The following is a 20621-nucleotide window of genomic DNA, read 5'->3' as shown; positions in this document are numbered from 1 at the left end:
CTATACATCAAGTAGCATTCTCCACTGTAAATCCGATTTCTTGCCCGTAGGATAGTTCCAGCGTGTGACCGTCCGGATCTCGCAAAAAAGCCCAGTAGCCGATCGGATATCCATCATCTTTTGGTTCCTCAAGCAATAGGCCTTCTTGACGTGCTTTGTCGCAGAGATCGTCCATATATTCGCGGCTTTTGCAGCCAACTCCGAGGTGTGCCCAGGGAGACAGAACGGGATGTACGGAGTCTGTTTGAATTAGCACAATTACAAAAGGGCGAGTGCGGTCAGAAAGCCAGACCACAGCAACACCAGTTTCTGCATCGATGCGGCGGTGAACTACTTGCATTCCAGCATACTTGAAGTAAAATTCGATACTGCGATCAACATTTGAAACCGGAAGGGCTATATGAGTCAGTCCAATATCAATCATGAGAGGTATAAGAAGTTAATTGAAACTGTTGGACTGTTGGCAATCCCGATGATGTAATTTCTTTTGGCGCCATCTGTCGCGCTGAAGTCTCCAGGTATTTTCCCTCGTGGGTTGGTGAGACGATTTTCATCCCGTGAGGGCGACTGTAATAGCGGTGGGTTGGTTCCCTCAGTGCCTGTTCTTGGAAGCTTTCGTTGGCAATTTTTTTGCGGAGTTTGACGATCGCATCCATAATCGCTTCGGGGCGGGGCGGGCATCCTGGCACATAGACATCCACGGGAATTAACTTGTCTACACCGCGGACAGCAGTCGGAGAATCTGCACTGAACATTCCGCCTGTAATCGTGCAAGCACCCATTGCAATCACGTATTTGGGTTCTGGCATTTGTTCGTACAGGCGCACCAAAACTGGAGCATACTTCATCGTGATGGTGCCAGCGGTAATCATCAAATCTGCCTGTCGGGGAGACATCCGGGGAAATACACCTAATCGATCCAAATCGAAACGGGCTGCCAGCATGGCGCTAAATTCAATGAAGCAACAGGCAGTCCCAAACATCAGCGGATACAAGCTGGACATTTTTGCCCAGTTATAAAGGTCATCGACTGTTGTGAGGATGATGTTTCCAGATAGCTGATGCGTGACTTCAGGAGCAGCGATCGAATTGGCGATCGGCAAATCTTCAGAAGGAATATGCAGTGTCATGTCAGGTAAGTTCATTTTGACAAACTCCTTAATTAATCTAGCGGTTGGTTATCGGTAGTTGCGTGTTTATTTGTATCTGAATACTAAAAATTTTATAAAAAATTGAATAAAAAACAACTGATAAATACAGTTTTTCTTTGATTATGGTATGGCATTTTAGATGTGGCAACCAACTGTAATATACTGTAAAATATCGGATAAAAATAGCGATTTTGGAAGTTATGCTTCAACTGCGTGGGATTCGCGATCGCGCTGTACAAAAGCTCGATCGATCGGCGACCAACAGCTAGCGGGCCAAAGAGGGCGATCGTCTCAGAGTATCAGCCTCCGAATTTATCGGTGCGGGTCGCTTTCATCAATCTAAAACTTGTGCTAAGCGAAGTCGAAGTATCTAAAATCTAAAATCGATTGACGGAACGCTTAATTCCAGAACCCAAGCTTTTTTTTATTTGCCCGCAGGCTATCATTGTCAGTTGACAGCTTTTGAGAATCTAAATGCTAAACACAAATACAATAATTTCCAGCCTGCTGTTATTTATCCCGGTTTCCATCGCCGGACACTTTCTCGGCTGGGAATCCTCCACAATCTTCGTCACCTCGGCTTTAGCCATCATCCCCCTAGCCGCCTGGATGGGGACAGCCACCGAAGAAATCGCCGTCGTCCTCGGCGCCAACTTGGGGGGTTTGCTGAACGCTACCTTCGGAAATGCCACGGAACTGATTATCGGCATCGTCGCCCTCAACGCCGGACTAATAGATGTTGTCAAGGCCAGCATCACCGGTTCAATTATGAGCAACCTGCTGCTGGTGATGGGATTTGCGATGCTGCTGGGCGGCTTGCGCTACAAAGAACAAGAATTTCAGCCGACAGTCGCCCGGTTGAACGCTTCAGCGATGAACTTAGCGGTGATTGCCATTTTGGTGCCGACGGCAGTTAATGCCACCTCTATTGGCATCCCTCCCGAAACTATGCAGAACCTCTCTAGCGCTGTTGCTGTAGTCCTGATTATCGTCTACGTGCTGACGCTGCTGTTTTCGATGAAAACCCACAGTTATCTGTACGATGCAGGGGTGGCAGAAATAGGAATGCTTGAAGAATTAGCCGAAAGTAACTTAGCACCAGACAGTCCTGACCACAAAGTCAATCTGCCACTGTGGATTGGGGTGCTATTGGCCTGTACCCTGATGGTAGCTGTCGAGTCGGAACTGTTGGTGGGTACTCTCGAAGAAGCGACAGCGCGTTTGGGGCTGACATCACTGTTTACCGGGGTGATTTTAGTGCCGATTATTGGCAATGCTGCCGAACATACGACGGCGGTGACGGTAGCGATGAAAAATAAAATGGATTTGTCGGTTTCTGTGGCCGTGGGTTCCAGTTTGCAAATTGCTTTGTTTGTTGCGCCCGTGTTGGTTTTGGCAGGTTTTGTCTTGGGCAAACCGATGGACTTGAATTTCAACCCGTTTGAACTTGTAGCGGTTGCGGTGTCGGTGCTGATCGCCAATTCTATCAGTTCTGACGGCAACTCTAACTGGCTAGAAGGTACTTTGCTGTTGGCAGCTTATACGGTTTTGGCGCTGGCGTTCTACTTCCATCCGGTAATTGAGGGACTTGTTTAAAAGGCTTTCTTCTGCTGAAGGAAGAGGGAAGAGGGAAGAAGGCCGATTTTTTCACTCCCTCACTCGCCCACTCTCCCACTCTCACTTCTTTCTTCGAGAGTGGTGGCTGCGATCGTACAATTGAAATGTGGCTGTTCTCTCGTTATTAGTTCTGGTCTGTTTGTACATTATGTGCTCTGATCAGGGATTTGTGACCTCGATCGGCTATGACAAACAACAAAAGCTTTGACCTCAACCCGATCGTTAGATCGCAGTGCTCCCGGTTATAAAAAACACGGAATGCTGAAGTCAAGCGAGACTAAAACCTCCCTTGACTTCAGAGACGGTGCAAGATTTAAATCAAGGGTGCTGATGAGTCTTTTACTAGGTGTGCTACGATCGTCATAAGTTGAAAACTGAGTTGGACTTGCCTAGCCAAAAAGTTCACCAAAGTTAGTCATACTTAACTTGACTGATTAACATTCTGGGCGATATGATTAAATCAATTCCGAAAAAAAGGCTTAATTATCTGGGAGAGTAAACCGAGCGTGCAAGTCAAAAATGACCAGCCTGTCACAAGGTAGAACGGGAGCCCGCGTTTCGTTAAATTGGTGGAAAATAGTTGATGAATAATGGCTACAAGCTTCAACTAAAATTAATTCAATTAGGGCGTTGCTCCGCCCGAATTAACGCCTGTGGACAAGAAAGAGCCGACTCCCTTGGGTGAAGCAGGAAACAGACCCTTCAGGAGTAATTCTGATTGAATGGTGAGGCTTAAATAAGTTTGGCCAAGTTTGGTGTAGCAGTAAACGACGGTCGATTTAAAACTGACCAGCCTATAAAAAGGTCGAACGGGATACCACGATTCGTTAAATTGGTTGAAAATAATGGTTAAACAATGGCTAAAAGCTTCCACAATAATAAATAGTTGTATAGACTTCAAAAATAGGGTGCTGCTCCACCCGAATTTACGCCTGTGGACAAGTAAGAGCCGACTCTCTTGGCAGAAGCAGGAATCAGACCCTCTAGAAAATACTTCTAGTTGAATGGTAAAGCTTAGATAAGTTTAACCAAGTTTTGTATAGCAGTGTCAAAGTAAAACTTGATAGAGCAACCTCAATCAGGGTTATGTGGCTTCTGTGAGTTATTGCCTCAATCCCAAATGCCCGAATCCCTCCGATCCAGCCAACTCTGGCAAATCCGTGTGTATCCACTGCGGGTCTGAACTGTTGTTGCAAGGTCGATATCGGCTAGTCGCGCCTCTCGGAGGCGGTGGCTTTGGCCGAACATTTGAAGTGGACGACAACGGCGCCCGAAGAGTGCTTAAAGTCCTGCTCAAAGACCATCCCAAAGCTGTAGAACTTTTTAAGCAAGAAGCCGACGTATTGGTCAGGCTGAGACATCCAGGTATTCCTAAAGTCGATCGCGACGGTTATTTTACATTTACGCCAGCTCACAGCACAGAGTCTTTTCACTGTCTGGTGATGGAGAAAATTGCTGGGGCCAATTTGCAAGACTGGCTGAAACATCGGGGTCGCCCCATCAGTCAAGAACAAGCTCTGAATTGGCTCAAACAACTGTCGGAAATTTTAGACCAAGTTCACCGACTCAACTATTTTCATCGAGATATCAAGCCGCACAATATTATGTGCAAGCCCAACGGGCAGTTAGTGCTGATAGACTTCGGAACTGCTCGGGAAGTGTCGGGGACTTATTTCGCTAAGGTTGGCCAGGGGCAAAATGTGACTGGTATTGTTTCTCCTGGCTACACGCCGCCGGAACAAACTAATGGCAAGGCTGTTCCGCAGTCGGATTTTTTTGCTCTGGGGCGCACTTTTGTTTATTTGCTGACTGGGAAGCCGCCGACTGCGTTTCCAGAGAACCCGCGCACGGGCAGATTAATGTGGCGCAAAGGAGCTCCTCAAGTTTCCGACGCCGTGGCTAATGTGATCGATTACCTGATGGCGCCTTTTCCGGGCAATCGACCTCAAAGTCCCCAGATGGTTTTGCAGTGCTTGGAGGAAATTAATCTCGACGACGCAGAAACTCAGGTGCCGACTCAGTTGCCGACGACGGGGCAAACTAAAATTCGCGGAACTTCCGGGCCGTCTGGGGCGAAGAAGCAGAGTTCAATGAACCGCCTCAGACCTCTGAATTCGGGATTGAACAAGACCGATAAAGAAGTTTTTGATTGGAAAAAGAAGCTGCTGGCCGGCACGGCTGTTTTGATGCTGGGTATTGGCGCGTCTCAAATTTACGGTTCGCTGCGTTATGGGGTGTTCCCGGCAAACCCGGTGTGGCTGCTTTCTAGTTTACCTAGCAGTCAGTTTTTGCAAAGAAGTTTGGATAATAAAGGGAGTGTAAATGCGATCGCCCTGTCGCCTGACGGTCAAACTTTGGTGAGCGCAAGCTTTGGGACGATTAGAATTTGGAATCTGAGGACGGGACGCCTCCTGGTGCCGCCTCTCTATTCGGTGCATTCTAAAAAATCGGTCAAGACGTTGGCGGTGAGCCCGGACGGCTCGATTTTGGCCAGCGGGGGCGGCGATAATAATGTGATTCTCTGGGATTTGAAGACGGGGCGACGGATGCGGACGATTGCTGCTCACAAAGCCGCCGTCAACGCCATCGCTTTTAGCAGGGACGGTCAAACTCTCGCTAGCGGCAGCGATGACAAAACTGTTCGTTTGTGGAATGTCAAAACCGGCAGCAGGTTGCGGACTTTGAGCGGCCACGCCGGAGGAGTAAACGCGATCGCCTTGAGCAGGGACGGTAAAACTCTCGCTAGCGGCAGCCAGGACAAGACTGTGCGTTTGTGGAATCTCGATACCGGAGAAGTCAGAAGAATTATCACAGGTCACGGGGGCCCGGTTAATGCTGTGGCTTTTAGCCCGAACGGGCAAATTGTGGCTAGTGCTAGCAACGACAATACGATCCGTTTGTCGAACGTACAAGACGGGAAGCGCACCCGAACTTTTAAAGGGCATTCGAGCTGGGTGAGGACGATCGCCTTTAGCCCGGACAGCCGCACTTTGATCAGCGGGGGCGGAGATATTATAGTTTGGGATTTGAAGACGGGAAAAGAAAGAAGCACTCTTTCTGGTCACAGTCAGTTTGTGAGTTCTGTTGCTATTTCCTCCAAAGATAGCAAGACTTTTGTGAGCGGCAGTCCCGATCGCACTATTAAGATTTGGCGAATGCCATAGTCATACTATTTTAGATTTTAGATTTTAGATCTAAGAATTGGTAATGACTGCTTTTGTATAGGTTTGGAGTACGGGTCTACAGTTGCATTGTTTTTTTTTGCTGGCATCAGTAGTCATATCAATTTCGGTTGCATTAGAATGATTAAACCGCTCTTGACCCTCTCGGCGCAGAGGAATAGAACAGAGGGATGAATAATTCTGATGGTACCGGATTTAATATTATTCAAAACCCAGACCAATTACCCATTACCAATTCGTAATTTTCCAGTTTCACATAAATTGGGTATTATCCACAAATTCCGCGCCCGTTTTTCGCAAATTCATCCACAGTTTGCTGCGATAATTCATGAACTGTCATTGCTTGCAAAATGTCAAAAGGCAATGTCAAATGATGGGCGCCAGCTAACAAAGTTTTTACCGCTTCTTCCGGCGACTTAATGCTAGCTGCCAAAATCTCAGTATTACTTCTCTGCAACACATTGGCCATATCCCGCACTAAGGCAAAACCGTCTCCTAACAATCTGGTGGCGCGATTCACGTAGGCGATCGCATATTTGGCCCCCGCTTCTGCTGAGACAACTGCTTGTGATGCGTTGTAAATAGCTGTCACCGCGCAAGGAATTTCTGGTGACAAATGCGCTACTGCTTGAAAACCAGCCGCCGTTGCTGGAACTTTCAACACTGTTTGCTGTCCAATTAATTCAAAAGCCGCTTTTCCTTCTGCTACCATGCCATCAAAATCAGATGCAGTTAGCTGATAATACACTTCCCCCGGAATAAGTTTCGCCAGTTGTGTGAGCGTCACATCGGGAGCTAAATCGCTTTTTCCCAGGAGGGTTGGATTAGTAGTAATTCCCGAAAGCCAGCCGAACTTGCTCGCCTCTTTTGCTTCGGCTACAATTGCAGTATCGAGATATATTCCCATCAGCTCTACACCTTTATTTTCTTAGTTTATTCTGAGTTGTCCGATGTTTAGTTTCAATTTGATGTCACTGAGCGTCAAATTGATTGTTAGGTATTAACTGTAGCAGATTTGCAAAAACATCGCTAGTAAGTAAAAATAACAATTAAGTGATGGGTATCACCTCATTGGCTGATTACGATCGCCATGTAAGAAAACTTCGATCGCCAAATGCCGGAAACAAACAATTTATATTTGTAGTATGGGTTATGTATGCAATAACTCAAGGAGGTGACTCATAAAATGAGAGAAAAAGAAAATCATCAGTCACAAGTCAGTCTTGAGGAATCTTGTGACAAAGCGGAGTTGAAAAAAACCGCAGCCACTCAAGACTTACCAGAAAATGATAATTCTCAAACCGAGTCTAAAGCATTTGAAAATCACGGTGAAGATGGTTTGAAGGCTCTAGCACGGTTAATGATGGTGAGTCTAACTTGGTCGCTGGCAGGACTTTCTAAACCTAAGTAAATTTTTGGGATATTGGTTATATCGTTTCCGGTTGGATGGGAATGATCAAGTCAAGGTTGCACAATTCCACATTCCCCCACTCCCCACGAACCACTCTCCATCATAGAAAGTGTAACCGGAATTGATATTATTGGTTATTGGTAATCAAGACTGGTATTCTGCCAGAGTGCCATGAATCTTTAAGTTTTAATATCCAATTCCTAATCTCTCGCCTGTGCTTTTTATAGTACAGGCTTGCCCATTTCCCAATCGGATGGGACTCAATGCCTCATCCCTGGGCTTCGCCCAATTCCCCATATCAAACTTTTATTTATATCAACCGTTTTGGCGGTTGCTATAAATCCGCCCCAAAGACACAATATTGTTGTGTCCTGATCTGCTACTTAATATTTTCCGAACCTACTGCCTCAGAAATCGAATTAAATCCTTTTTTGTCCAACTTTTGCAGCAAACCTTGGAGAATCCGACGCACCATCCAAGGCCCTTCGTAAACCCAACCGGTGTAAACTTGAATTAAACTCGCACCGGCGGCTATTTTTTCCCAAGCATCTTCGGCGGTGAAAATGCCGCCAACTCCAATTATCGGCAATTCGCCTTTTGTATATTGCCAAATAAATCGGATTACTTCTGTCGATCGCTCCCGCACTGGAAGCCCGCTAATTCCCCCGGCTTCTTCGGCGATTGGTTTGCCTGTTTCTCGCAATATTTGTGTTTTCAATCCGTCGCGGCGAATCGTGGTATTTGTGGCGATAATTCCTGCTAGTTGGTAGGTTTTTGCTAAGTCGAGAATTGATACGATCGCCTCGGACTCCAAATCCGGCGCAATCTTGACTAAAATTGGCTTGGTTCCCTGATTTTCTTGTTGCAAAATTTCCAAAATTGTGCTAAGCCCAGCAGCATCTTGGAGCGATCGCAACCCCGGCGTATTCGGAGAGGAAACGTTCACTACAAAATAGTCGCCCCAATCTTTCAGCAGCTTAAAACTCTCCAAATAGTCGGCTGCTGCTTGCTCTAACGGTGTTACCTTAGATTTACCGAGATTGATGCCCAAGGGGAATGAGGACTGAGGCATGGGGCGCTGGGCATCAAATTTTGACTGTTTCTGTCCTGCCTGAAACCGGGCTGCCATTGCCGCGGCTCCTTGATTGTTAAATCCCATGCGGTTGAGGGCTGCACTGTCCTCCGTCAAGCGAAACAAGCGAGGTTGGGGGTTTCCCGGCTGTGGTTGACAAGTGACAGTGCCAAGTTCGGCAAAGCCAAAGCCAAAATTTGCCCAAATGTCAGCAGCTACGCCGTTTTTATCAAATCCGGCGGCCAAGCCGACAGGATTGTTAAAGCTCAGTCCCCACAAAGATTGTTCGAGGCGAGAATCTTGGACTCCCAAAGATTTCTGCAATCGCCAGAGCATTTGGCTGGTTGCGGGGTTTGACTGGGTTCTGGCTGCGAGTTCGAGAACTTGAAGAGTGCGGTTGTGCAGCCACTCGGCATCGGTTTTCAATATGGAAAACAACAACGGGCGTACACTTGATTGATAAATATCCAATGATTTGTACTGGGGCAATTTACAAATTAGAAATGAGAAGGAAAATAAAAATATTCACGAGCAGACAGTGAAGGTGAGGTTGTTACTTCAACTTCGATCGACTTTATCCAATGTTTGAGATTGAAGCATAAGTGAGACGATTATATTATAAGTTGACTCTTTGGCATTTTATTTTTTTGAACATTTAAGTTAGTAATTTTAAATTAGACAAGGTGCGGGGAAGCTTGGAAATGGGGCAGCAGCAAAGACCAAAGGATTTAGACGAACAAATCGCGACCCTAGAGCGCGTTCTCCAGACTCTCCGAGAAGAGGAGAATGTTGAAGTGTTACTTTCGACCACACTCGGTTACTTGCAAGCGGAATTTGACTGGGGGTTGATTTGGATCGGGTTGTATGATCGACAGGCCCACAGATTGTTCGGGAAAGGCGGCATAACTCCTAACGGCGACCAGTCTTTTCTCAAACAGCGGTTTGCTCTCAGTCCAGGGGATTTGCTCGAACAAGTGGTGATTCAGCTTCGGCCTGTGGGAGTCCCGGATTTGCGATCGGAAAGTAGAGCCGGAGAATGGCGCAAAGCAGCTCAAACTTTCAATATTCAAGGCACGACTCTGTTTCCGCTCCGCTACAAAGACCGCTGCTACGGCGTGATTTTGCTCGGCACTGAGGTATGGGGAGCGTCGCCCAAGTCGGGGGAAAAAACGCAGTTGGCGATCGTTTTTGGAGCGCTGGCAACTGCTCTTTACCAAATAGAAAAAGACTGGCAGCGACAACAAGTTAAACACCCAGATGAGTCTCTTTTAGCGCTGATTTCGCAGTTGGGGGAATTGCGATCTCTCGACCAATACTTGCAAGCGGTTGTCGAACAAACTCATGAATTTACTGAGCCGACACGCACCAATGTTTATTGGTTCGAGCGAGAGCGGCGCTATTTTTGGCGCCGAGTCAGCAACCGCGAAGTTGCTCCGGGTTTGGGCGGGCCCGGCCGAGCGGCTTCGGGCATCACCGTTCAAGACTTGGGCGAATTTTATCAGGCTTTGGGCAGGGAAGAAATGGTTTGGATCGGTGAATCTCAAAGTTCTCTGAAAACTGAGCTGACGGGGCGGTTGATGCAGCAAATCCGCGCTCGCTCTCTGTTGGCTGCGCCGATTGTTTCAGAAGGGGAATTGTTGGGATTTTTGGCAGTCGAAGCCAGCGAGCCCCGGATTTGGCAAGACAATGAAAAGCATTATCTGCGGGGAGTGGCGCAGTTAGTGGCTCTGACGGCTCCTGTGTCGGAGATGGAGGAGAAAATTCAGCAAATTGAGATCGATCGAGATTTAACTGCCGGAATAGCTCACGCCATCTACAGCGATGCTGACTGGGAGGCGACTTTGAAAAATACCGCCGAACAGTTGTGCGATCGGCTCAAATGCGAATACTTTTTGCTGCTGCTGTACGGCGAAGAACAAAATCGCTTTGAAATTGTCTGCCAAAATCAGCCCCGCAATCGCAGGCCAGTGCCGTCGCCACTCAATGCCCTCGATGTGGCTGACGTGTGGCTGTTGCAAGAAAGCGAACCTCTGGCTATTGAAAATTGGGAGGAAGATGGGCGGTTGGGCGCTTGGCGGGATGTGTTGGGGGAGGCGGGGGTGCGATCGCTTTTGGCATCGAGCACGAGGGGGAAAAAGAAAGAGGGAGAAAACCCGAATCTAAAATCTAAAATCGCTAATCGAAAATCGATCGAGGGTTTGCTGGTTGTCGGGCACAGTGCCACTCGCACTTGGAGGCGATCTGAACAAGAATTAGTTCGGCTAGTAAGCCAACAACTCGGATTGATCCTGCATTCGTGGCAGCAGAGTTCGGCAATTGACAAATATCAGCAATTTGAGCGATCGCTCAAATCGGGTTTGGCGGTTTTGCACCATTCTCCTGATGAGCAATCTGAGCAAGAGATATCTGCTGCTTCACCGACGATGTTCCCAGAGTTGCCGCTACAAAAGCTCGATCGTAACTTTGCTCAACACGTTTCCCAAACACTTTCCTGTCCTTTAGTAGCCGTAATTACTTGGAATCCCGGTGAGGAGGAAGGTTCAATTGCGACGGCGCTAGCTGCCAACCCCGTATTTGCGCTCAATCCCGAGGCGGTGATTCCTGTCAAAACAGATGCCTTGATCCAACAAACGCTGGCTGCTAGCGGGGTGCTGCAACAGAGCACGAGCCAACTGCAACTGGCGACGAAGCGGTGGCTCCGCAGTCCGGGAATTGGCGAGATTCTGACGGTGGCACTGCGGACGGCCCCAGAACACGCTCCGGCGGGCATTGTGGTGGCAGCAGACGCTCCGGGCCGCCAGTGGTCGGAGTTGTCGGTGAGTTTACTCAGCTCGATGGCGTCTCAGTTGGCTTGGTGGCGCAGGTATTTGGCGGTGCAATCGATCCAGGAGTCGCAGCGATTGGATCTGGAGTTGCTCAACTGGTACAAACAGCGCCGTTTTGAGGACTTTTACCGCACTGTGGGAGCGGGGGTGAAGGAGTTGGGGGAGTTGAGTCAGTCGATTTTGCAGTCGGCGAAGGAACAAAAGGATGCTCTGAAAACTTTGCGCTACCAACAGGTTTTGCGACACATTGGCAATGCTGTGGGGTCAACTCATTTGCTGCTGAAACAGGAACAGTGGCGGCTGCAATTCGGACAAGATGCGGTGCCTGTGAGCGCTTGGCTGAGGCGATCGCTCGATCGAACGGCCCCCATGGTCAAACAGTCTCAAGTCTTGCTGGAAGTGCACAGAGAAACTGCTGTGTCGATGCCTGCGGGTCAGACTTTGAGCGTTCGCGGGGACAGCATCAAGCTGGATTTGATCCTGTGCGAATTGCTGGCGACGGCTTGCAGGCGCTCTGCTGTTGGCGCCAAAATTGAGATTCGCTCTGAGTTGTTGGGGGAAGATTTGTTAGAATTATCTGTGATCGATAGCGGCGCGTGCGATCGACACTTCATTGCAGCTTTCAACGGGGATTCCGAACCCGATATATTAGCGGTTTCTAATTCCCATAGGTCGATCGTGCAAAATCTTTTAATTTGTCAGCGAGCAGTACGCTTAATGGGGGGAAACTTTTCTTTAGAAATCTTAGAAAACAATTTAATTGTGGCTCGTTTAGTGCTGCCCCTAGCCAATTCTTAAAATTCTGTAGCCGCGAGTTCACCCCTACCTGTAATTCACATACTATAACCATCGTAAATCATTTGTGAATTTCTTACTCCCTCCCCTTGATAAGGGGAGGGTTGCGGTGGGGTCAAAAATTTCCGACTCCTGCAAGGATTGCTATAACATCCAAGGTATTAAAAACCTTTTCCCTAAACCGATGAAGTAGCAGTTTCCGCCGCATCAGAACTTGGGAAAAACCTTTGAGTAATCCAAGCAGTTACAATATGAGAAAGCAATCCCATCGGGCCCGCAAAAAAGCACAAAGCCAAAGAATGAACCGTCCAAACTCCTGTCCGCTGTCCTTCCCAATAAATCCAGCGCCCAACAAACAAGTCCATCACTAAAAAATGTATCCATCCCGTAGCAGCCGCCGTTTCTTCCCCCAGAAACTTAGCAATATCTGCTAACTTGGGATTCGACAAAGCTGCCGCATTTTCCGCAGTTAGACTGCTACCAAACAAATATATGTACAAAACGGCTAGCACTGCAAACGGAATGAAGGAATTCATCACTTTTCGGGTAATTCCCCAGTTGGGTAATAAAATCATAATTGCCCAGAAAGGCACAACGAACAGATTACCGAAATTAAAAATTAGTTCTGGTGTCATAGTTGGCTCTTGGCTCCTGCGAATGCAATGCAATTAAGGATGTTAAGATTACTTTACACAATTTTTGCGGAAACTTCTCAAAATCCGAAAAAAATCTCATTCACAAATGAAATAGAATTGCTATACTTATCTAAAATTTCAAATCTCGCATCTAAAATCGATTAAGGCAGCACAGCCCATGACAAATTATAATAACTTTGCCGAGTGGTGCAAGCACAAAGAAAATATCTCTCCCGGCGCCAAAGATACGGTAGAAATACTGTTGCAAATATCAGATACTTCAGATTGCGATCGAGCCAACGAACTGCTTTCTAATACAACAGAACTTAACCTCAAAAACCTTCAACTTACTGATATCAGCCCCCTCTCATCTTTCACTCAACTTACTAATCTCATCCTCGGTAGTAATCAAATATCTGACATCGCTCCCCTGCAAGCTTTAACTAACCTGAAAACTCTGGTTATAGATGTCAATCAAATATCAGATATCAGCCCGCTTTCATATCTAATAAATCTGACTCAACTCGTTCTCGATACCAATCAAATCTCAGATATCAGTCCCCTAGCAGGTCTAACTAATATTACCGCACTTGTCTTGTTTGACAACAAAATTTCCGACATCACTCCGGTGAAAAATTTAACTAACTTAAATGCGCTGATTCTCTACAAAAATCAAATCTCCGATCTCGCTCCTCTGGCAAATTTAACTGAACTCCAGACACTCTACCTTTACAATAATAAAATATCGGATATCACCCCGCTGGCTTCCTTGAAAAATCTCAAGACGCTGTTTCTCTTCGGAAATGAAATATCTGACCTTACTCCGCTGGAATCTCTAACAAACTTAAATAAATTGGTTTTATTCCAAAATCAAATATCCGATATTAGTCCTTTGAAATCGCTCACTAATTTAATTGAACTAAACCTGGGTAACAATCAAATATCAGATATCAGTCCGTTGAAATCGTTAACTAATTTGACTGAACTTTATTTGTTCAACAATCCGATTTCGGATAGCAGCGCGCTACAAGTTTTAAATAATTTATTTTTACTAGACTTGTACAACAATCAAATCTCTGATATCAGTTCCCTGCAATCTTTGCAAAAGTTAACTACGCTGGACTTGCGCGGGAATCCCATTGTTAATAAAATTTGTCCTGTCAATCCTGAATCTATATGTAGGTTTTAATTAATTATTAAGGTCGAGGCAAGATTGCGGTTTATAGAGTATAATGTCAAAGGTCAATATCAGGAGAAAGTGATGAGCGGACACGATGCTTTAATGTTAGGATTGCTACTGTTGCCAGGTTTGGCTTTATCGATCGCAATTATGGGCGCTTTTGCCGCTGGTGGATAATCAGTTTTGGCAGCAGGCAGATTTTGTAAAAAGTAGTCTTTTCCTCGTGCCCTGGCTCTGGCTGGGAACGCATTTCACTATTGCTTTGCCTCCTGTTTTTTTGCCAGCGAGGCAGAGCCTCTGGATCTCGGTTCCCCGCCAGAGGCAGGGAACCACTTAATTTCCCTTCTTCCTTCTTCCTTCTCCCTTCTTCCTTTTTCCTTCTCCCTTCTTCCTTCTTCCTGACATCCGTTACATCCGTTACATCCGTTACATCCGTTACATAATCCGTTGCCGAACTTCCTTTGCTTACAAAAATTGTGCTGTAACATTGGAATTTACCAAAGTATTCGCGCACAAAATACCCGATGCTGCGACGGCGGGCACGCCAATTCCGGGCATGGTGCTGTCTCCCACGCGATACAAGCCTTTGACTGGTGTTTGCGGGCCGGGAAATGTGCCTTTTCCGGCGGCAATTGCAGGCCCGTAAGTTCCTTGATATCGGCGCAAAAATCGGGCGTGGGTTAGCGGTGTGCCGATCGACTCTAAGACTATCCGCGATCGCAAATCCGGTATAATTTTTTCTAAAGCTTGAAACAGAGATTGCGATCGCTCTTGCTTTTTCTGCTGATACAATTCGCCATATTCCCAACCTTCGTAAGGTTCCAATGTATAAGCGTGAATGGCGTGATGTCCGGGCGGCGCGAGAGTTGCATCCCACACTGTAGGAATCGAAATCATGCAAGTATTTCCGGGCACTGTAATGTCAATTTTGCTGTCGTGAACGACGACGTGGTGACCGGTCAAACCTTCGAGTCCTTCGGCTTTAATTCCTAAATGCAGGTGCATGAAACTGTCTACGGCGGGCATCGATAAAGCGTTTTTTCGGTAGCTTTCCGGCAAATCTTCAGGCCGCAGTAATTTTGTATAAGTATCCCAGATTGTGGCATTTGAAATAACAATTGGGGCGCGGATAACTTCGCCATTTTTCAAGCGAACACCGGTGGTTTTGCCCGCTTCAACTAATATTTGCTCGACGGGAGCTCCCAAGCGCAATTTTCCTCCCCAGCGCTGCAAACCTCTGACTAAAGCATCGACGATCGCACCGCTGCCTCCAACAGGATATTCGATCGCACAGCGCGATCGTTCGCCAATCATAAAAGCTATTTCCGGGGCGACAGTTCCGTGCGCTTTCAAACCCGACAGCAAAAAGCACTCCAAATCTATCAAACGCCGCACCCAAGGGTCACGCACGTCCCGATCCATCAAGGAACCTGCTGAACCAGCGATCGCACCTACTAGCGGCAACAGCTTCAGCAAAGCAGGCGAGTACCGAGACAGCAAAACAGGTATTAACTGCCAGTCGGATCTCAGCGCTAAAGCCGGAATTCCACGCAAAGCTTCATACAAAAGTAATAAATTTTGTTGAAATTGCTGTAATTCTACAGCACCTTGCGGTGCGAACTTAGCTACAGCATCTAAGTAACTTCTCGCATTAGCATAAATCGGTAAACTTCCCTCTGGAAAATGGTAATGCCCCAGCGGATCGTAGGAAATTGCTGCGATCGATTCCTCCAAAACATCAAAAACTTGCCGCAAAGGATTAAACGACCGGGGGTCAGTCAAACCGCAATAAAAAGAAGGCCCCGAATCAAAGTGAAATCCCCGGCGGGAAAAGCTGTGAGCCGCCCCGCCCGCTATGATGTGGCTCTCGCAGACGAGTACCCGCTTGCCGTAGCGAGCTAGCATCGAGCCAGCGACTAAGCCCCCAATACCGCTGCCAATTACGATCGCATCAAAGTCTTGCATTTATCAAATGTGGTATAATTGTATTATTTCTTGCTGAGTGTTGACAGGGTATTTTTATGGGAGGAAAACTATGAAAGCTTTATCTATTTTAGATGAAGTTGTTCGCGAATTAGAACAAGACGTGAATCTTTCGCGCATTAAAAAAATAATATTTTTTGCTTGTAGAGACTTCTGGGAAAACGACCCTGCCCAACTCGCCAGCGCAGATGTAAGGATATTAATCGAAGAACTGTGCGCCAAATACAGCAGGTTAGAAGATATTGAAGCTGTTTTAAATAGTATAGTCTCTAAGGTTAATAAAAAAACCGAATATGCTTTAGTAACAGATCTTATAGTCTGTCAACTTAGCAGGCTGTATGAATTTGAAGACTTCACTAAATTAGAAATAAACATATCTAGTTTTGGCGGTCAGGAAGCTCCCGCATTTGAAGAGCACTTTAGTTCGGAAGTACCCAGCAGCGAAGAAAGGGGCAGAAACCCCGGCAGTTTATTTGATGTCAGACAAAAAATTTTGCAACAAACAAATCCGCTGAGGGCGAAAATCCTAATTTTTTCTACTCTTTATCACCAGTTTACTTTTAGCGATCGCGACTGGCTACTGCTGAAAACTCAAGAACTTGACACTCTGCTGCGACAACTGTTTAATGTCTGTGGTAGCCTAGCTGAACTGGAATCTCAGTTGTACAGAACTGCTAGCAATCTGGACAACAGAGATGAAAACGACCAAGCTGCGAGCGTAATCATCAAAGCGATGAATCCTTGTTACGCAAAAATGCAACAGGAAGAATCCTATGAAGCCGAATCTTCGGGTAGTGAAGATTACGATCAGACACATTTAAACAACAGTGTTTATGAAGAGATCGAGCTGGTGGACAAACGCAGCGATTATTTTGATCCAGGCGAGATCACTCACATCCTTCAAGCTGCTCCACCTCATTACCATTATGACCCTCAAAAGAGTTACTTAGTGCCTGACACGGCAGAAAATCTACCGTTTAAAGAACCCGAAACCAGCAATAATTATGCTACCGAGTTCAGACAGGAAATCGTAGAAACATTCCCAGTTGCAGAAATGCCGACTATTATCGAAATTTTAGAACCTGCGGCTCCTGTTATTATAAATATTAGCGATTCCATTAAACGAAAATTGGAATTGGAAGAAGAAATGACAGGATTAGTCAGTCAAAGTGCTAACTCCGCAACGGCGCAAATAGAAAATATATTTACCCAGTTAGAAGCTGCTTTGAACGGAAAAATTTCTACGGTAAGTGCTGAGGAGCGTTTGTACTGGAAATATAAAAATCTCAGAGAGTATGTAGCCAAAGTTCAGAAGTTTACCGATAAATTGCTGGAAATTTTGATTGAACTGGAGTCAAAAGAAAGCGGAAAATATCCTTCTGAAATACCAGAAAACATGGCAGACAATATTTCCGAAATACCGCCGGAAAACTCTAGCCATAAAGCAAATCAGTATCAGCTTCTGGAAATGGCAAAGCAAGGCAAACCAAAGGCGATCGCCCAATTGATTAATCAATTACTACAGCCTAAAGGAATTGCTGCTACAGCGGGATTTAAAGATGGTTGGCTCCATGTAATTCTGGAGTCTGCTGAAGTACCAAACCAACAGGCTACAGCTACATACATTCACAAAAAACTCTGTACTTTAAAATCACAATATCTTACTCATGTGAAAATTCACGGGCGACAGTTAGGCAGCAAAACAGTTTTTTGGACTCAAGAATTTGTCCATCAAACTCATTAAAGGCCCCGACTCAAGTCTGAGGCTACACAAACTAACTCGGCCTGCGTCAACTGAAATTCAAGAAATTTCATCAATTTTCTCAGACTTAAGTCTGGCGCTACAAAAATTAAGTCCGCCTGCGCGAACAGAAACTTAAGCAGTCTAGAAATAGCAGATTCTACCTAATTCACAACAAAAACAAATATGAATGCCAGCGAAATTTTAAGGCGATATACATCAGGAGAACTAGATTTTCAAGGTATGAATCTCAGAGGAGTATACCTGAGCGGTGCCGATTTAATTGGCGTTAATTTAAGCAGTGCTGACCTCTGGGGTGCAAACTTAGCGATGTCGTACCTGAGCAGAATTAACCTTCAGCGCGCAAATTTAACTAATGCAAAGTTGTGCGGTGCTAACTTAAATCAAGCAAACTTGAGCGGAGCCAATTTATCCGATGCAGACTTCCACGGAGCGACTTTGCAAGGTGCAGACTTTCGCAGAGCCAATATCTCTTTGGCAGTTTTTATCGATGCAAATTTGAGCGATGCAGATATGCGAGGTGTGAATTTGCAAGGTGCTGATTTGCGCGGTGCGTGCTTGCGGGGTGCAAATTTGCGGAAGGAGCCGCGGATTTTTGAGGGTGCAAATTTGCGGGGTACAAATTTGCAAGGTGCAGATTTGCGGGGCGTCAATTTGCAAGGTGCAGATTTGACTAAAGCTAATCTCAGTCACGCGAATTTGACAGAAGCATCTCTGGGGGAAGCAAATCTGACTCAGGCAAATTTGAGCGAAGCGATTTTAGATGGCGTATTTTTGACTGAAGCAACTTTGGTAGAAACAAATTTTTCCTGGGCTGTAATGGCAAATGCTAAGTTGGAAAGAGCTGTGTTAATTGATGCTGAATTGGCTGGCGCTAACTTGCGGGGTGCATTTATGACTGATGTTAAGTTGAGCAATGCTAATTTAATCATGGCTGACTTGAGTCGAGCTAATTTGGTGCGGGCTGATTTGAGTCGAGCTAATTTTAATCAGGCAAATTTGAGTGAAGCTAATCTGACTGATGCTTATCTGGCTAGAACAGATTTGCGGGAGGCAATTTTGCACCGCACAACTTTGATTAGGGCAGATTTGAGCACTGCTAATTTATCAGGTGCTCAGTGGCGCGGTACAATTATGCCGAATGGAGAAATGCACGGGTAATTACTTCGACTAGCAATTTAACGCTCTCGGCCAAATAGTTAATTTAATAGTGAAGAAGATTTCCTGTAAGTAAAAAAATAGGACAAGGCTGTGTTAAATCCAGGAACAATTTTACAAGAACGTTATCAACTGCAACAGCGTTTAGGACGCACAGCGGCCGGTCATCAAACTTGGCTAACAGTAGATTTAGAGTCTCAAGAACAGGTGACACTGAAAATGTTAGCTTTTAGCCCGGAAATGCAGTGGGAAGAGCTCAAGCTTTTTGAAAGAGAAGCACAAGTTTTGCAGGCCCTAAATCATCCCCGCATTCCTTGCTATCGAGATTATTTTTCCCTGGAGCGGGAAGCCGGATCAGGATTGCCTTGGTTTGGGTTAGTGCAAGATTATATTCCGGGATTTTCACTTCAAGAATTGTTAGAAAAAGGCAAGAAATTTCCAGAAAAAAAGTACGAAAAATTGCCAGTGAAGTGCTGGAAATTTTAATTTATTTGCATGAATTAAGCCCCCCAGTTTTGCACCGAGATATTAAGCCTAGTAATTTAATTTTGGGGGAAGATCAGCACGTTTATCTAGTAGATTTTGGTGCGGTACAAGCTCAAGCGGCGGTGACAGGCGTAACGTTTACAGTGGTAGGAACGAGTGGCTATGCACCCTTAGAACAGTTTTGGGGGCGGGCGGTGGTGGCTTCGGATTTGTATGCTTTGGGAGCTACTTTAATTCATTTGTTAACGGGGATGACTCCTGCGGATTTACCACAGAAAGATTCTCGGATTCAGTTTAGCGATCGCGTGAGTGTGAATCCCAGTTTGGTAAGCTGGATTGAGAAGATGACGGAAATCGCCTTAGAAAAGCGTTTCAGCAAGGCTAGAGACGCTTTAGCAGCTTTGAAATCGGGCAACATACAAGGGGCTAATCTTCAAATTCCGACTGTTTGGAAAATTGCTAAACCACCTCACAGTCGCATTCAATTTAGCAAATCAGCGACGGAGTTAAACATTAAAATTCCGTCTACTTTAGTCAGAAAGCCTTTTTTCTGTGCTTTTTTAATAGGAATATTAATTATACTGTTATGGAGGCCAATTACCTTAGTATTTGGGGAACCAAATTTTTATACTGGATTAGGATTGTTTACGATTATAGCAAGTACAAGTATCTTACTTAAGATTGTGGGCAATGGTAATAAAATTACATTTAACCGGAACTCCTTTAAACTAGAACATCAGATATTTGGTTGGAGTTATTTAGGACAAAGAGGGGAATTTTCTGAGATTTTGGGTGCTTTTATATACAATACTTCTTTTTTTGGGGGTAATCAAATCAGAATCCGTTCAGGCAACTATACAGGAACTTACTTTTATGTCTTAGGGAACCATTTGAAAGAGGTTGAGGCAGCTTGGTTAGCGCAAGAAATTCAAGATTGGTTAAATTTAAGATAAATTTTTGTAGGGCGAAGCCTTGGTGATTAATTTTTTTTGTATAATAGATATCCCCCAACTAAAAATGGGTGACGCACTCACTTATAGGGCGTCTAAAATACAGCAGATTTCAGGTTCATTAAGTACAGTAGCAACAGCTTGTAAACCACAGACTGCTTGATTTAAAAAACTGTAGTTTAGACTAAAAAATCAGTGCAGCTAAAAGTAGCAGCCTTTTAGCAGAAGGCAAGCTGTTGCTCAAAAACTCAAGAGGGAGAAGATTAAACAGCTAATCTTGAAGACTTTTTGCGTCGAGAAACGCGTTTTTTAACAGTGGGATAGCACGGTGCCTTAGTACGTACCTTTCCTTTTTCCCAACCAGGGGATTTTCCCCTATGTTTAGGCGCTGTAGCGGGAGTACCAATGTCAACT

At 45.6% G+C, this 20621-nt stretch carries 18 protein-coding genes; 11 read left to right on the top strand and 7 right to left on the bottom strand.

Annotated elements, in window-relative coordinates:
• Positions 1 to 7 precede the first annotated feature (7 nt).
• A complete protein-coding gene (locus QUA03_RS19560) occupies positions 8 to 424 on the bottom strand; it encodes a VOC family protein (protein ID WP_333214141.1) in 417 nt (138 codons plus the stop codon).
• On the bottom strand, positions 417 to 1130 hold the full coding sequence (gene nuoB, locus QUA03_RS19555) for an NADH-quinone oxidoreductase subunit NuoB (RefSeq protein WP_333214173.1): 714 nt from the start codon (positions 1128 to 1130) through the stop codon (positions 417 to 419). Before nuoB ends, QUA03_RS19560 begins: the two co-directional genes overlap by 8 nt.
• 160 nt (positions 1131 to 1290) lie before the next feature.
• Here nuoB and QUA03_RS19550 point away from each other — a divergent pair, with 160 nt between their 5' ends.
• From QUA03_RS19550 to QUA03_RS19540, 3 genes are all read left to right on the top strand, one after another.
• Entirely contained in the window at positions 1291 to 1494 is a 204-nt protein-coding gene (locus tag QUA03_RS19550) for a hypothetical protein (RefSeq protein ID WP_333214140.1), read from the top strand.
• A 131-nt stretch (positions 1495 to 1625) separates the two neighbouring features.
• Positions 1626 to 2747 (top strand): calcium/proton exchanger, encoded by a 1122-nt coding sequence (gene cax / locus QUA03_RS19545; protein WP_333214138.1) that lies wholly within the window; start codon positions 1626 to 1628, stop codon positions 2745 to 2747.
• 1109 nt (positions 2748 to 3856) lie between these two features.
• A complete protein-coding gene (locus tag QUA03_RS19540; protein WP_333214136.1) occupies positions 3857 to 5932 on the top strand; it encodes a serine/threonine-protein kinase in 2076 nt (691 codons plus the stop codon).
• Positions 5933 to 6218: 286 nt separating this feature from the next.
• On the opposite strand, the gene QUA03_RS19535 is transcribed toward QUA03_RS19540, so the two are convergent.
• Positions 6219 to 6857 carry a transaldolase family protein gene (locus QUA03_RS19535; protein ID WP_333214134.1) on the bottom strand — a complete coding sequence of 213 codons (639 nt, stop codon included), beginning with the start codon at positions 6855 to 6857 and terminating at the stop codon, positions 6219 to 6221.
• Positions 6858 to 7136: 279 nt separating this feature from the next.
• On the opposite strand from QUA03_RS19535, the gene QUA03_RS19530 reads away from it, so the two are divergent.
• On the top strand, positions 7137 to 7361 hold the full coding sequence (locus QUA03_RS19530; RefSeq protein ID WP_333214133.1) for a hypothetical protein: 225 nt from the start codon (positions 7137 to 7139) through the stop codon (positions 7359 to 7361).
• Positions 7362 to 7740: 379 nt separating this feature from the next.
• On the opposite strand, the gene QUA03_RS19525 is transcribed toward QUA03_RS19530, so the two are convergent.
• On the bottom strand, positions 7741 to 8904 hold the full coding sequence (locus QUA03_RS19525; protein ID WP_333214131.1) for a quinone-dependent dihydroorotate dehydrogenase: 1164 nt from the start codon (positions 8902 to 8904) through the stop codon (positions 7741 to 7743).
• Between the two features lie 212 nt (positions 8905 to 9116).
• Between QUA03_RS19525 and QUA03_RS19520 the strand changes: the two genes are divergently transcribed.
• Positions 9117 to 12056, top strand: coding sequence for a GAF domain-containing protein (locus QUA03_RS19520; protein WP_333214129.1), 2940 nt, complete (start codon positions 9117 to 9119; stop codon positions 12054 to 12056).
• A 173-nt stretch (positions 12057 to 12229) separates the two neighbouring features.
• Here the strand turns inward: QUA03_RS19520 and QUA03_RS19515 are convergent, their stop codons facing one another.
• Positions 12230 to 12688: an ABA4-like family protein gene (locus QUA03_RS19515; protein WP_333214127.1), complete on the bottom strand. Its 459-nt coding sequence runs from the start codon at positions 12686 to 12688 to the stop codon at positions 12230 to 12232.
• Between the two features lie 178 nt (positions 12689 to 12866).
• On the opposite strand from QUA03_RS19515, the gene QUA03_RS19510 reads away from it, so the two are divergent.
• Positions 12867 to 13877, top strand: a complete 1011-nt coding sequence (locus tag QUA03_RS19510) for a leucine-rich repeat domain-containing protein (RefSeq protein WP_333214125.1) — start codon at positions 12867 to 12869, stop codon at positions 13875 to 13877.
• 24 nt (positions 13878 to 13901) lie between these two features.
• Positions 13902 to 14045 carry a hypothetical protein gene (locus QUA03_RS19505; protein ID WP_333214124.1) on the top strand — a complete coding sequence of 48 codons (144 nt, stop codon included), beginning with the start codon at positions 13902 to 13904 and terminating at the stop codon, positions 14043 to 14045.
• Here the strand turns inward: QUA03_RS19505 and QUA03_RS19500 are convergent.
• Positions 14017 to 14382: a hypothetical protein gene (locus tag QUA03_RS19500; protein ID WP_333214123.1), complete on the bottom strand. Its 366-nt coding sequence runs from the start codon at positions 14380 to 14382 to the stop codon at positions 14017 to 14019. The genes QUA03_RS19505 and QUA03_RS19500 overlap by 29 nt on opposite strands.
• Positions 14334 to 15833 carry an NAD(P)/FAD-dependent oxidoreductase gene (locus QUA03_RS19495; protein ID WP_333214121.1) on the bottom strand — a complete coding sequence of 500 codons (1500 nt, stop codon included), beginning with the start codon at positions 15831 to 15833 and terminating at the stop codon, positions 14334 to 14336. Before QUA03_RS19495 ends, QUA03_RS19500 begins: the two co-directional genes overlap by 49 nt.
• A 70-nt stretch (positions 15834 to 15903) precedes the next feature.
• On the opposite strand from QUA03_RS19495, the gene QUA03_RS19490 reads away from it, so the two are divergent.
• The 4 genes from QUA03_RS19490 to QUA03_RS19475 all read left to right on the top strand — a co-directional run bounded on the left by QUA03_RS19490 (position 15904) and on the right by QUA03_RS19475 (position 20210).
• Complete coding sequence (locus QUA03_RS19490; RefSeq protein ID WP_333214119.1) at positions 15904 to 17595, top strand: hypothetical protein; 1692 nt, start codon at positions 15904 to 15906, stop codon at positions 17593 to 17595.
• 183 nt (positions 17596 to 17778) lie between these two features.
• Positions 17779 to 18774, top strand: coding sequence for a pentapeptide repeat-containing protein (locus QUA03_RS19485; RefSeq protein ID WP_333214117.1), 996 nt, complete (start codon positions 17779 to 17781; stop codon positions 18772 to 18774).
• 90 nt (positions 18775 to 18864) lie between these two features.
• Positions 18865 to 19257 carry a hypothetical protein gene (locus QUA03_RS19480; protein WP_333214116.1) on the top strand — a complete coding sequence of 131 codons (393 nt, stop codon included), beginning with the start codon at positions 18865 to 18867 and terminating at the stop codon, positions 19255 to 19257.
• Positions 19170 to 20210 (top strand): protein kinase domain-containing protein, encoded by a 1041-nt coding sequence (locus QUA03_RS19475; RefSeq protein ID WP_333214171.1) that lies wholly within the window; start codon positions 19170 to 19172, stop codon positions 20208 to 20210. Before QUA03_RS19480 ends, QUA03_RS19475 begins: the two co-directional genes overlap by 88 nt.
• Positions 20211 to 20621: the final 411 nt, after the last annotated feature.

It is taken from the genome of Microcoleus sp. S36b_A4 (assembly GCF_036700645.1).
Taxonomy (GTDB): Bacteria; Cyanobacteriota; Cyanobacteriia; order Cyanobacteriales; family Microcoleaceae; genus Microcoleus.
The sequence above is the reverse complement of the archived record's forward strand: the minus strand, read 5'-3'. Positions and strand labels throughout refer to the sequence as shown.

Coding starts and splice junctions, on each gene's coding strand:
- QUA03_RS19560 (WP_333214141.1), bottom strand. CDS start 424: ATGATTGATATTGGACTGACTCATATAGCCCTTCCGGTTTCAAATGTT.
- QUA03_RS19515 (WP_333214127.1), bottom strand. CDS start 12,688: ATGACACCAGAACTAATTTTTAATTTCGGTAATCTGTTCGTTGTGCCT.
- QUA03_RS19485 (WP_333214117.1), top strand. CDS start 17,779: ATGAATGCCAGCGAAATTTTAAGGCGATATACATCAGGAGAACTAGAT.
- nuoB (WP_333214173.1), bottom strand. CDS start 1,130: ATGACACTGCATATTCCTTCTGAAGATTTGCCGATCGCCAATTCGATC.
- cax (WP_333214138.1), top strand. CDS start 1,626: ATGCTAAACACAAATACAATAATTTCCAGCCTGCTGTTATTTATCCCG.
- QUA03_RS19495 (WP_333214121.1), bottom strand. CDS start 15,833: ATGCAAGACTTTGATGCGATCGTAATTGGCAGCGGTATTGGGGGCTTA.
- QUA03_RS19490 (WP_333214119.1), top strand. CDS start 15,904: ATGAAAGCTTTATCTATTTTAGATGAAGTTGTTCGCGAATTAGAACAA.
- QUA03_RS19550 (WP_333214140.1), top strand. CDS start 1,291: ATGTGGCAACCAACTGTAATATACTGTAAAATATCGGATAAAAATAGC.
- QUA03_RS19535 (WP_333214134.1), bottom strand. CDS start 6,857: ATGGGAATATATCTCGATACTGCAATTGTAGCCGAAGCAAAAGAGGCG.
- QUA03_RS19510 (WP_333214125.1), top strand. CDS start 12,867: ATGACAAATTATAATAACTTTGCCGAGTGGTGCAAGCACAAAGAAAAT.
- QUA03_RS19530 (WP_333214133.1), top strand. CDS start 7,137: ATGAGAGAAAAAGAAAATCATCAGTCACAAGTCAGTCTTGAGGAATCT.